Raw genomic sequence first — 12,672 nt, 5'->3', positions numbered from 1 at the left:
ACCAGATAGAAAAGAAACGATGACACTGAACGATTTTCTAGATTTTGTAAAGACCGGACAGGCACTGAGCACTCCGGAGATTCACGAATTGATGAACAGAATGAGCAATGAAGCCCGGAAGATTACTTTTCGGCTGAATAGTGCTTACCATACTCCGGAAGAAGTGAATGCCCTTTTATCGGAACTCTTCGGGAAACCGGTGCCCGACAGCTTGCGTGTATTCCCCCCGTTCTATACCGATTTCGGGAAGAACATTCAGGTGGGTGAGAACGTATTCATCAACGCCTGCTGCCATTTCCAGGACCACGGCGGTGTAATCCTCGGCGACGGTTGCCAGATAGGGCATAACGTGGTATTCGCTACCCTGAATCACGGCCTATCTCCCGAAGACCGTCCCCATACCTATCCGGCTCCGATTGTTTTGGGAAGGAACGTATGGGTCGGTTCGAACGCTACCATCCTGCAAGGGGTTACGATAGGCGACAATGCCATTGTCGGAGCAGGAGCTGTAGTGACGAAAGATGTGCCTGCCAATACGATAGTGGGTGGAGTGCCTGCCCGTTTCATCAAGCGCATTGATTGAAGAACGTAAAAGAAGAATACAATCAGAATTTTCAATCTTTCCGGATTTGTCCGTTTTATTCCGATGATTTTTGTAAATTTGTCTGCCAATACATTCGCCTATGCAGACAATTCTAATCATCGAAGACGAAAAGCGGGTAGCCGACTTGCTGAAAGCAGGGCTGGAAGAGAACGGGTATCAGACCATGGTGGCCTACGATGGAGCCATGGGACTACGGCTCTTCCAGTCCTTTTCGTTCCAACTGGTTATCTCTGACATCATCCTGCCGAAACTGGACGGTTTTGAACTTTGTAAAGAAATCCGCAAAATCAACGAGAAGATTCCTATCCTGATGCTTACCGCTTTAGGCTCTGCCGATGACAAGCTGGAGGGATTCGATGCCGGAGCAGACGATTATATGGTAAAACCTTTCGATTTCAGGGAACTGATAGCCCGGGTAAAGGTTCTTCTGAAACGGAGTGCCGAACCGGTTGTCGCAAGTCCGAAACAACTGACCTATGCCGACTTATTCATTGACCTGGATCTGATGGAAGTGAAACGGAACGGAATCTCTATCAAGTTGTCGCCCAAAGAATACAATCTGTTGGTATACATGACCACAAATGCCGGACGGGTCATCAGCCGGGTAGAGATAGCCGAGAAGGTATGGAATACCCATTTCGATACCGGTACGAATTTCATCGATGTCTACATCAATTACCTGCGGAAGAAGATTGACAAGGATTTCGAACCGAAACTTATCCATACCAAACCGGGGGTAGGATTCATTCTGACGGATGCGCTATGAAGATACGGACAGCCCTGACCTGGAAGAATACAGTAGTGACGGCAACCGTCTTTCTGCTTTGTATGGTGTTGATTTACCTGGTAAGTGAACACACTCGTAGCCAGACCTTTTTCCATGATTTGAAAAGCGAAGCAGTTACCAAAGCCCACCTGTTCCTGCAGAACCAGGTGGATGCCCAAACCATGCAATCCATTTACCTGAACAACCGGAAGTTCATCAATGAAGTAGAGGTAGCGGTCTATACACCGGATTTCCGGATGCTTTACCACGATGCGGTACAGAATGACATCATCCAGGAAAACCGGGAGATGATAGACCGCATTTTACGGGAAAAGGAAATCGAATTCTACATCGGGAAATATCAGGGGATAGGAATCCTGTATGTACTCGATGGGAAACAATACATCGTTACGGCAGCCGCATACGACGGCTATGGTTACCAGAATCTGCTGGAGCTTCAGAAGACGTTGGGGATTCTTTTCGTTGTCGGTCTGTCTCTTTTGTTTGTGGTCGGTTATTTCCTGGCTCGTGCTTCCCTGAAGCCGATACGGGATATTGTCCGCAAAGCCGAAACCATTACCGCTTCACACATCGACCGCCGACTTCCGGTCAAGAACGAGAAGGATGAACTGGGTGAACTCAGTACGACTTTCAATGCTTTGCTGGACAGACTGGAGATATCATTCAACTCGCAACGGATGTTTGTCAGCAATGCTTCTCATGAATTGCGCACTCCTTTGGCTGCCCTCATTGCGGAACTGGACCTGGCCTTACAGAAAGAGCGGACCGAGGAACAGTACCGGAATTCCATCCGGCATGCACTGGACGATGCCCGGCGAATGACAAAACTTATTGACGGTCTGCTGAATCTGGCCAAGGCTGATTACCAAAAGGAACAGTTGAAAATGGAGGAAATCCGTCTGGACGAGTTGTTGCTCGATACCCGGAACCACTTGCTCAAGGCACACCCCGACTATCACATCGAATTGCTTTTCGAACAGGATGATTCGGATGACGACCGGCAGATAACGGTCCGCGGGAACCTGTATCTGCTGAATATCGCCTTTGCCAACCTGATAGAGAACAACTGCAAGTATTCGGCAGACAAATCCTCGTTCGTACAGATTTCCTTTTGGGAGAAATGGACCATCATCCGCTTGTCGGACGACGGAGTGGGCATGTCCGAAACCGATAAGAAACACTTGTTCACCTTGTTTTACCGGGGTGAACAGGAAAAGATGGCCGAAGGTCATGGTATCGGTATGACTTTGGTGCAACGAATTATCCAGTTGCATGAGGGGAACATCGCTGTCCATTCGGAGCAGGGAAGAGGAACCACCTTTGTCATCGAGCTGCCCCATGTATAAGTTTGTTTCATTCTTTTCTAATAGTTTTCTAATACGGCTTTAATACCTTTCTAACGGCAGTTCAGCCGGACATCTTCTACTTTTGCGGCGTGAAAAGAGAACATAATCATTCATCTTTAAAACCGAAGCATTATGTGGAAGAAAAACAAACACAAGGCAAGCTTCGCCTTCCAAGCCGAAAAGGTATTCCTGGCCGCAGCTCAGCCGCTGGGGAATGTGTTCAACCATTTCCAGACTTCACCGGTTGGTCTGGATGCGGAAGAAGTCATCAAGAGACAGTCGGTTTACGGCAAGAACGAAGTAGAACACGAGAAGAAACAACATCCGGTTTCTGCTTTCATCAAGGCATTTATCAATCCCTTTATCGGGGTATTGACGGTACTGGTCATTGTTTCCTTTGTCATCGATGTGTTACTGGCTGACCCCGGCGAACAGGATTGGACCGCCATTGTCATCATGTCGACGATGGTGTTTGTCAGTACACTCCTTCGTTTCATCCAGGAATGGAAAGCCAACCTTTCCAGCGAATCGCTGCTGAAACTGGTAACGAATACCTGCTATGTGATACGGCCGGACCAGCCGACCGAAGAAATCAGTATTGCCGAACTGGTACCGGGAGACATCGTGCGGATTGCCGCGGGAGACATGATTCCGGCCGACCTTCGGCTGATTGAAGCCAAGGACCTTTTCGTAAGCCAGTCCTCGCTCACCGGAGAGTCGGACCCTATTGAGAAATGTCCGCAACCGAAAGGGAAGAAATACAGCAAAGGAAGTGTCATCGAACTGGAGAACATCTGTTTCATGGGCTCGAATGTGGTGAGCGGTTCAGCCGTCGGAATCGTGCTGGCAACCGGTAACCAGACCTATCTGGGAACCATAGCCCGTAGCATTGCCGGACATCGGGCGGCCACAGCTTTTGATAAAGGTATCAGCAAAGTAAGTTTCTTGTTGGTGCGCTTCATGCTGGTGATGATTCCTTTCGTTTTCCTGGTAAACGGACTCACCAAAGGCGACTGGCTGGAGGCCTTCATCTTTGCCGTATCGGTAGCCGTGGGGTTGACTCCCGAAATGTTCCCGATGATTGTAACGGCCAACCTTTCGAAAGGAGCGCTGACCATGTCGAAAAAAAAGACCATTGTGAAAGACTTGAATGCCATCCAGAATTTCGGGGCAATGAACATCCTGTGTACCGACAAGACCGGTACCTTAACCTGCGACCAGATTGTGCTGGAGAAATACATCAATGCCGACGGTAGTCAGGATTCGGAAAAACGCATTCTGCGTCATGCCTATTTCAACAGTTTCTTCCAGACCGGACTCAAGAACCTGATGGACAAGGCCATCCTTTCGCACGTGAAGGAACTTTCGCTGGAATACCTGAAAGACAATTATAAGAAGGTGGATGAGATACCCTTCGATTTCACCCGTCGGCGGATGTCGGTGGTGGTGGAAGACCGGCAGGGGAAGCGTCAGATTATCACGAAAGGTGCCGTGGAAGAGATGCTGGAAATCTGTACGTTTGCCGAGTTTGACGGTGGCGTACATCCGTTCTCATCCGAACTGAAACGGAAGGCTCAGGAAATCAGTGAGCAGATGAACCGTCAGGGTATGCGGGTCATTGCCGTAGCCCAGAAGAGTTACCTGGACAAGGAGTGTGATTTCTGTGTAGAGGATGAAAGCGACATGGTACTCATCGGTTACCTGGCATTTCTGGATCCTCCCAAGCCATCGGCTGCCCGTGCCATCCGACAATTGCATGAACATGGCATCGAAGTGAAGATTCTTTCGGGAGATAATGACGCGGTGGTACGTACCATTGCCCGTCAGGTAGGGATTGATACCCATAACGCTTTGACCGGTCCGGAACTGGCTGCCATGACAGACGAAGAACGCCGAAAAGCGGTCGGGGAGGTAACGGTATTCTCTAAGTTGACTCCTCTTCAGAAGACTCAGATTATTGCTCTGTTGCAGGAACAACAGCACACGGTAGGATTTCTGGGCGACGGTATCAACGATGCAGCGGCCTTACGGCAGTCTGATATCGGAATTTCAGTGGATTCTGCGGTCGATATTGCCAAGGAGAGTGCGGACATTATCTTGTTGGAGAAAGATCTCATGGTACTGGAGGACGGAGTTCTGGAAGGACGGAAAACTTTCGGGAATATCATCAAGTACGTCAAGATGACGGCGAGCTCCAATTTCGGAAACATGTTCAGCGTAATGGCAGCCAGTGCCTTCCTGCCGTTCCTGCCGATGCTACCCATCCACTTGCTTATCCAGAACCTGCTGTACGATGTTTCGCAGACCACAATTCCGTTTGACCGGATGGATGCGGAATACCTGCGGAAACCCCGAAAATGGGATGCTTCGGACTTGAGCCGGTTCATGATCTGTATCGGTCCCATCAGCTCGGTATTTGATATCGTGACGTATCTGGTGCTGTGGTATGTATTCGGTTGTACGTCGTTGGAACATCAGACCCTGTTCCAGTCGGGATGGTTCATCGAAGGATTGCTCTCGCAGACCTTGATTGTCCACATGATCCGTACGCGGAAGATTCCGTTTATCCAGAGTCGTGCATCCTGGCAGGTAACCGGACTGACAGTACTTGTTATGGCTATCGGTATACTGATTCCGTTTACTCCGCTCGGACATTCCATCGGACTGGAATCCTTGCCGCTCAGCTATTTCCCCTGGCTGGTGGGCATCCTGCTGACCTACTGCATCCTGACTCAACTGGTCAAGAGCTGGTACATCCGTCGTTTCGTGAAATGGCTATAAAGATAGAATACCTCAGTAAAGTACCCACTTCATCAGTGGGTACATACAAAGGTTTTCCGATCGGGTCCGATTCCTTTCAAAGTCAAGGATTTCCAGTGTGACGGTAGGGAAGAAGGAAGCTGACGGATTCCGTCTTCATCGATGGTCAGTCCTCCAAATCCGAAAAGTACCGCCTGCAACAAACCGCCGGCTCCTGTCATGAAATAAGGATTCTGCGAAGTAGGGGTTTCTGCCAATACACCGAAGGGAGGACGTTCATGAGGAACAAAACTTTTCAGGAACATCTGATAAGCCTTTTCAGGTTCTTGCATACGGGCATATTGCACGGCAAAGATGGCATAAGACATAGCCGGGCCATTCTGCTGGTCAATCTTATTTTCATAATAACGCAAATCCTGACGTATCAGTTTAGGGTCTGTACGTAACTCTAACGGATATGCCAACAGATTGGCATCGGCCTGCTTGATGGTTTCGCCCTGGTACCCTTCGTATTCCTGCAAGGTACCGTCTTCAAAAGTCAGAATACGCAGGTTGTCTGCAATGTCTTTCCAGATTTCCGGACAAGAACGCTTGCAAATAGCTGCGGCCTGAGTGGCGTAGCGTAAAGCCAGAATGGCACTTCCGTTGGTAAAGGCATTATCCGTAACGCCATTCGCATATTCATCGGCCCCTGTAACGTTGCAGATGGAGTAGCTACCGTCTGTCCGACGGGTTACACGGCTGGTCAGAAATTCTGCGACTTCCTGCAACAACGGATATCCTTGTTCGGCCAACCACGTCGTATCTCTGGTGGCCCGAAAATACTGGAAACAGGCAATACCCACATCGGCCGTAATGTGATGTTCGAAAGGACCCGTCAACGCAAAGGTGGGGGTAGCTTCTTCTCCGGCATCGTCCGATTCCCAAGGAAACATGGCACCTTTGTAGCCGAAAGAAAGGGCACGTTTCCGTGCTGCCGCCAACCTGTCGAACCGGTAATCGAGCATGGAGCGGGCCATAGAAGGCTGAAGCAACAGGAGGGGAGGGTACATCCACATTTCAGCATCCCAAAAGATGTGACCGTTATATCCCTGTGAGGACAACCCCATGGGAGAGATACTCAGTCTGCTTCCGACGGCACCGGAGCCATACAGATTGAATAAAGCGAAGCGGACTTGTTGCTGGGCTTTCAAGTCTCCTTCTATCTCAATATCTCCTTGCCACAATTCCTCCCAAAGCTGGTGGTGGCGGCTTAATAATGCTGTATCTCCTTCGTGCAACATGTACACGACCCGCCTTTCCGACTCGTTGACAGGGTCTTGGAAATCACGGGTAGAGCAGGTGGATGCCACCAAGGAAACAGCCGTTTTTTCTCCTTTGGAAAGCGTGGCCGTCAAGGAAGCGGAAGCCTGCTTCTTATCTCCTTGGTATCTCCAGCAGGAGGTATCGTAAAGAAACGACGAACTGGCGCAAACACTTTGTTTCCCTCCTCGAGACAAAGCCTGTACGCGCAGAATATCGGTCCGTCCGCCTTCTCCCCAAATGGTACGGTATTCCTTCTGGGGAGACCGATACTCCTGTGCTGGAACGCTCATTTCCGTATATAAGGAAACTTGAATATCCTGTAAAGGAAAAATACTGAGATGAATCAGCCCGCTATAGGCTACATTCCGAAGTGTAGTAGCCGAACATCGGACTTCTACCTTTTGGGGAAGCACAAACGAGGTAGTCAGTGTGGCGAATTTCATGTCTAAGGTCTGCGACCACCGGGACATGTCTTTCAAACGGATGGTGTCGCCGTCCACTATCAATGAAAGCCGGAACGGATTAATACCTTGCATGACTTTACTTACCTGGTTGTCAGCAATGTCAAATACATGGTTTAATACGACACTCTGTACTTCGAAAGGATTTCGTCCGGTCTGTAATCCGATACTTCCATTGGCCAAGGTTACTCCAGTGTAACCGACCGTATCTGTTGCGACCAGGTGCCAGCCATCACTTTTCTCTTCGGCCTGAGCAGAAGAGAAAAGTGACAATGACAGGAAAATTCCTGTAAATAATAGTTTATTGTGTAACATCCTTGGTATAATTATCAGTTACGAGGCTTGAATGTGACGGCCTGTCCACCTCCAGGAGCCATTTGGACTGTCAGGACATCTGTAGAAGTGACACGCTTGTTGGTAATCCGATAGGAAGTGGGATTATTTTTCCAGTCGGCATCTTCTCCATCGGCATAGATCGTGGCTTCGTAAGTCTTACCGGCCTCAAGGAAGGTCAACGGAATGGTCAACGTACGCGGTTCTTCATTGGTGGATACACCTAAGAAATAATTCTGTTTGGCCTTACGGACTACGGCGATGTATTCACCCGGTTCTCCCTGCAAGGCTTCCGACCAGTCACAATCGGCATCGTAATCGCGGAAGAACTGGAAAGCCGGATGTCCTTCGTAGTTTTCAATCAGGTCGGACGCCATCTGGAGCGGAGAATACAGAATCACCCAGTTGGCAATCTGCTTGGCCAGAGTCGTGTTCACACGGCTGTTCCCTTTGTCCTGGTCGTTCCATTTCTGGCGGGTAGGCAAATCCCGTGTATTTTCAAAGAGGATATCGAAAGTACCCGGAGTATAGTCCATCGGTCCCGAAAGCAGGCGGGTAAACGGCAGCACAATTTCATGCGACGGGGTATTTCCGGCACTCCAGGCATTCCACTCCATTCCTTTCGCTCCTTCCTGCGTCATCAGGTTCGGGTAGGTACGGCGGATACCGGTTTCCTTGATCGGTTCATGTACATCCAGTGTGGTCTGGTAACGGGCAGCCGTTTCCACCACCTTCCGGTAATGTCTTACGGCAAACTGGCCGTGGTGCGAATGTCCGTCCGGATATCCTCCGGCATATCCCGTCTTCACACTATGGATGCCCCATTCGGCTGTCCACTCGTAGGCATGTTCCAATTGCCTCTCGTAATTATAGATATTCCCTCCGGTTTCGTGGTGACCGATAATCTGGATATTCTTTTCGCGGGCATAATCAGTAATTTCTTTCATGTCGAAATCCTGATAGGGCTTGGTGAAATCGAACCGTTGTTGGGTACCCCAACTTTCCCAGCCTTCGTTCCAACCCTCGAATACGACTCCCTGAATCTGGTTACGCGCGGCAAAGTCGATGTATTTCTTGGCATTCTCGGTAGTGGCTCCATGGCGTTCATCCATTTTCCATGTCTGGATTCCCAAGTGCATGCCCCACCATACGCCTACGTATTTCATCGGCTTGATCCAATAGGTCGTTTCCAGCTTACAAGGCTCGTTCAGATTCAGAATCAGAGAAGAGTTGATGAGTCCGACCGCTTTGTCGGCTATCTGTACCGTACGCCAAGGAGTCTGGAACGTACCGCCTGCATAACGGGCTTTGACGCCATCGGGCCAGGGAGCCAGATTGGCCTTGAACCCGTGAGGACCGTGGGCAACGAGCGTCATTTCCGGGTAATCCACCAGTTGCGCTTCGTGGATGCTCGCATAGATGCCTTTGTCGGTCCGGAGGGTCAATGGGGTATTGGCATTTTCTACTTCCGATAACTTCAGTTTCCGGTATTCCAGCTCGTAGGTGTCGAAACTGGCTGGGATTGACCACGAAACCGCATCGGCAGCAAAGTTGAAAGCCGTCTGCTCATCCATGACAAACAGACTGTCTACACCCGGTACCTGGTATTCGTAACGGAAACCGATGCCATCATCAAAAATCCGGAAGCGCGTAACGAGTTCGGTACCTTCAGGGTTGGAAAGGTAAACGGCCATTTCATTGTAATGGTTGTTGTGCTGCTTGTTTTCCCCCCAAGGCATGGTCCAGTTTTCGTTGACAGAATCGTATTTATATTCCTTTACCCGAAATTTATCGGACAGGTTGACCCCATTCTTCCCGGTCAGTCCCAATTCGGAAGGAGCAATGAAAGCTTTCTTGTTGACGTCGACCTGATAAAGCATTTCACCCTTATCGTTTACCTGGAAGTTAAGAGAAATATGTCCGTCGGGCGACTGGACTACCTGCGCAGATGCCTGATAGATACCGCAGGACAAAAGGAAAAGTACTAGACAATTCTTTTTCATAGTATATGCAATTTATAGAATATGTGCAGTTGTTTGAAGGTTCGTATGAACAAAGATAGGATATCTGTGCTATCTTTCAAATTCTTGTATTACTTTTTTGCCGGACATGATTAAAGTTTTTGTACATTTGTGTAACCAAAGATTTTCTCATGAAACAATTGACTATTACAAGACTGACTGAAACCGGCCGTATCGCAGCCGTGCAAGTCCCGACTATTCTGAATGAGGCAGGAATCGCTTTCCAACCCATCGATGAACTGAACTGGTCAGAGTATCCCTACAAACCTAAGGTAGAATTCCGTATCGCCCATACGGGTCATTCGTTATTACTTCATTATCGGGTAACAGAACAGAGTGTACGTGCTGTGGCCGAGTCAGATAATGGACGGGTATGGGAAGACGCTTGTTGTGAATTTTTTATTCAGCCGAATCTGCAGGAGCCTGTTTACTATAATTTTGAATGTAACTGCGCTGGAACACTTTTGTTGAATTGTGGAAAGGTAGGCGACCGTCATCCGGCGCCGAAAGAAGTGTTGGCCAGTATCGACCGTTGGAGTTCCCTCGGTCGGGAGCCGTTTGAAGAACGGATAGGGGAGTGTAGCTGGGAGCTGGCTCTGGTGATTCCTGCATCAGCGCTCTTCAATGATACAATTACCGATTTCGGCGGACGGACCCTGCATGGTAATTTCTACAAGTGCGGCGATTTGCTGCAGGTACCTCACTTCCTTTCCTGGAATCCGATTCAGCTTCCGAAACCGTGTTTCCATTGCCCGGAATTTTTCGGAGAATTGATTTTCAAGAAATAATCATTCACCGGAATGTAACTATCAAAAACGGACAAGTTTTCACGTCAGAAAGCTTGTCCGTTTTTTCTTTTTGTCTGTTGACTATATTACTTTTTCAACCATTTGTCCAACCAGCCGAAGAAAGTGCGTTGCCACAAGATACTGTTTTGAGGTTTCAGTACCCAGTGGTTTTCGTCCGGGAAAATCAGAAGCTCTGCCGGGACGCCACGCAAACGGGCTGCATTGAAGGCAGCCATACCTTGTGAAGCCAGGATACGGAAGTCCTTTTCACCGTGGATGCAGAGAATCGGAGTATCCCATTTATCGACGAAGAGATGCGGAGAGTTGGCATAGCTGCGCTGTACGGCCGGATTCTGTTTGTCCCAGTACGGACCACCCAGATCCCAGTTGGTGAACCACAATTCCTCGGTTTCCAGATACTGCTGTTCCATGTTGAAGAAACCATCGTGGGCAATGAATGCTTTGAAACGCTTGTTGTGGTGGCCTGCCAACCAATAAACGGAATATCCGCCGAAGCTGGCACCTACACAACCCAAACGGTCTTTATCGACATAAGGTTCCTTGGCGATGTCATCGATGGCACTCAGGTAATCGTCCATGCAATGGCCGCCGTAATTGGTACTGATTTCTTCCAGCCATTCCATACCAAAACCCGGAAGTCCCCGACGGTTCGGAGCGATGATGATATAGCCGTTCGCAGCCATCAGCTGTAGATTCCAGCGGTAGCTCCAGAACTGGCTGACCGGACTTTGCGGACCGCCCTGACAGAACAACAGCGTAGGGTATTTTTTGTTCGGATCGAAGTTGATCGGATAGACTACCCAAGCCAGCATGTCTTTCCCATCGACTGTCTTGATCCAACGTTCTTCTACCTTACCGGTTTTCAGTTGACTGAACAGGTGGTCGTTCTCTTGGGTAATACGGGTTACTTCGTTCTTTTTCTTCAGATTAACTGTAAAGAGCTCATCGGCTTCACTCAATGAATGACGTTTGGTGAGCAGCTCCTTGTCATTCAGCATGGCTACTGATGTGTAATCATACATGCCATCGGTCAGTTGTTTTACCTCACCTTTCAGGTTTGTACTGTGAACCATGCTGGTAGCATGCCATACCCCCACGAAATACAACGTCTTGCCGTCAGGTGCCCAGCAATAATCGTCTACACCCGACTGGAAGGCTTCGGTAACGTATGTTTTCTTACCGGTAGCCAGATCCATCACACAGAGACGGTTGCGGTCGCTTTCGTATCCGTCGCGTTCCATGCTCTGCCAAGCGATACTCTTGCCGTCCGGCGAGAATTTCGGGTTTGTGTCATAACCCATATTCTTGTCAGTGGCATCTTCTTTACACAGGTTGCGGGTCTGCTTGCTGGCAATATCGTATAGATAGATATCCGAATCTGTAGAAGTTGAATATGCTTGTCCGGTCTTCTTCCGGCAGGTGTAAGCCACCTGTTTGGAGTCTGTACTCCAAGTCAACTGTTCGATTCCGCCAAACGGTTTCATCGGCGATTCATACGGTTCGCCAGCCAATATATCGGTAGCCTCGCCAACCTGATTGCCATCGAAGGAGGCGACAAACGGATGCGGAACGGTTTCTACCCATTCGTCCCAATGCTTGTACATCAGGTCATCGATAACCATACCGCTGGCCTTATCCAGATCCGGATATTTGTCGACGGTACGTTCACCGTATTTCACTTGCGAGATAAAGAGTACCTTGGTTTCATCAGGCGAAAAGGCGAATCCTTCGATACCTCCTTCGTACGAAGAAAGCTGCTTGCGGTCTGTACCGTCCGGATTCATTTTCCAGATCTGACCTCCTGAAAGGAAGGCCAGGGTAGAACCGTCTTTCATCCATACGGGGCTGCTTTCACTGGCGGCAGTTGTCGTAAGCAGCGTATTTCCCGTTCCGTCGGCATTCATGACATAAATGACCGTATGTCCTTTGTTTTCTTTTACACTATAGTAAGAAACAGTGTAAGCGATACGTTTACCGTCGGGTGAAACACAGGAACTTCCGATACGTCCCATCGCCCAAAGAATTTCGGGAGTAAGGCGTCCATCCTGAATTGTAATTTCCTGCTTACCAATGATGGGAGTATCTGCCTGTACAGACTCAGCTCCGCAAACCGGAGCCGCTGTTAGCATCATGGCCGCAGTCATAGCCATTAAATCTACTTTTTTCATACTTTTCTGTTTGATTGTTTATCGTAAAGTAGGACAAAGTTACGAATAAAAAACGATTTTACTTTCCATGATATAATC

At 48.9% G+C, this 12,672-nt stretch carries 8 protein-coding genes; 5 read left to right on the top strand and 3 right to left on the bottom strand.

The features are described 5' to 3' along the window. The first annotated feature begins 19 nt into the window (after positions 1–19). The 4 genes from C510_RS0105340 (at position 20) to mgtA (ending at position 5,518) form a co-directional block, all read left to right on the top strand. On the top strand, positions 20–583 hold the full coding sequence (locus C510_RS0105340) for a sugar O-acetyltransferase (protein WP_018710304.1): 564 nt from the start codon (positions 20–22) through the stop codon (positions 581–583). A gap of 100 nt (positions 584–683) precedes the next feature. Next, entirely contained in the window at positions 684–1,370 is a 687-nt protein-coding gene (locus tag C510_RS0105335; RefSeq protein WP_018710303.1) for a response regulator transcription factor, read from the top strand. Continuing rightward, positions 1,367–2,737, top strand: coding sequence for a HAMP domain-containing sensor histidine kinase (locus C510_RS0105330; RefSeq protein ID WP_018710302.1), 1,371 nt, complete (start codon positions 1,367–1,369; stop codon positions 2,735–2,737). The genes C510_RS0105335 and C510_RS0105330 overlap by 4 nt, the downstream gene beginning before the upstream one ends. 129 nt (positions 2,738–2,866) lie before the next feature. Then, positions 2,867–5,518, top strand: coding sequence for a magnesium-translocating P-type ATPase (mgtA, locus tag C510_RS0105325; RefSeq protein WP_025892259.1), 2,652 nt, complete (start codon positions 2,867–2,869; stop codon positions 5,516–5,518). Positions 5,519–5,550: 32 nt separating this feature from the next. On the opposite strand, the gene C510_RS0105320 is transcribed toward mgtA, so the two are convergent. Together C510_RS0105320 and C510_RS0105315 are read right to left on the bottom strand one after the other, a co-directional pair. Continuing rightward, a complete protein-coding gene (locus tag C510_RS0105320; RefSeq protein ID WP_051086618.1) occupies positions 5,551–7,578 on the bottom strand; it encodes a kojibiose hydrolase in 2,028 nt (675 codons plus the stop codon). 14 nt (positions 7,579–7,592) lie between these two features. After that, positions 7,593–9,599 carry a glycoside hydrolase family 97 protein gene (locus C510_RS0105315; RefSeq protein ID WP_025892260.1) on the bottom strand — a complete coding sequence of 669 codons (2,007 nt, stop codon included), beginning with the start codon at positions 9,597–9,599 and terminating at the stop codon, positions 7,593–7,595. 149 nt (positions 9,600–9,748) lie between these two features. Between C510_RS0105315 and C510_RS0105310 the strand changes: the two genes are divergently transcribed. Further along, positions 9,749–10,405, top strand: a complete 657-nt coding sequence (locus C510_RS0105310) for a carbohydrate-binding family 9-like protein (RefSeq protein ID WP_025892261.1) — start codon at positions 9,749–9,751, stop codon at positions 10,403–10,405. Between the two features lie 86 nt (positions 10,406–10,491). Here C510_RS0105310 and dpp5 read toward each other — a convergent pair whose 3' ends face one another. Beyond that, positions 10,492–12,594 carry a dipeptidyl-peptidase Dpp5 gene (gene dpp5 / locus C510_RS0105305; protein WP_025892262.1) on the bottom strand — a complete coding sequence of 701 codons (2,103 nt, stop codon included), beginning with the start codon at positions 12,592–12,594 and terminating at the stop codon, positions 10,492–10,494. Positions 12,595–12,672 lie beyond the last annotated feature (78 nt).

The organism is Phocaeicola barnesiae DSM 18169 = JCM 13652 (assembly GCF_000374585.1).
Taxonomy (GTDB): Bacteria; Bacteroidota; Bacteroidia; order Bacteroidales; family Bacteroidaceae; genus Phocaeicola; species Phocaeicola barnesiae.
Note: the sequence above shows the minus strand (reverse complement) of the source record. Positions and strands in the feature narration are given on the sequence as shown.

Excerpts from the sequence above, each read along its gene's own strand:
- C510_RS0105315 (WP_025892260.1), bottom strand. The coding sequence starts at position 9,599 with ATGAAAAAGAATTGTCTAGTACTTTTCCTTTTGTCCTGCGGTATCTAT.
- C510_RS0105340 (WP_018710304.1), top strand. The coding sequence starts at position 20 with ATGACACTGAACGATTTTCTAGATTTTGTAAAGACCGGACAGGCACTG.
- C510_RS0105320 (WP_051086618.1), bottom strand. The coding sequence starts at position 7,578 with ATGTTACACAATAAACTATTATTTACAGGAATTTTCCTGTCATTGTCA.
- C510_RS0105335 (WP_018710303.1), top strand. The coding sequence starts at position 684 with ATGCAGACAATTCTAATCATCGAAGACGAAAAGCGGGTAGCCGACTTG.
- C510_RS0105330 (WP_018710302.1), top strand. The coding sequence starts at position 1,367 with ATGAAGATACGGACAGCCCTGACCTGGAAGAATACAGTAGTGACGGCA.
- dpp5 (WP_025892262.1), bottom strand. The coding sequence starts at position 12,594 with ATGAAAAAAGTAGATTTAATGGCTATGACTGCGGCCATGATGCTAACA.
- C510_RS0105310 (WP_025892261.1), top strand. The coding sequence starts at position 9,749 with ATGAAACAATTGACTATTACAAGACTGACTGAAACCGGCCGTATCGCA.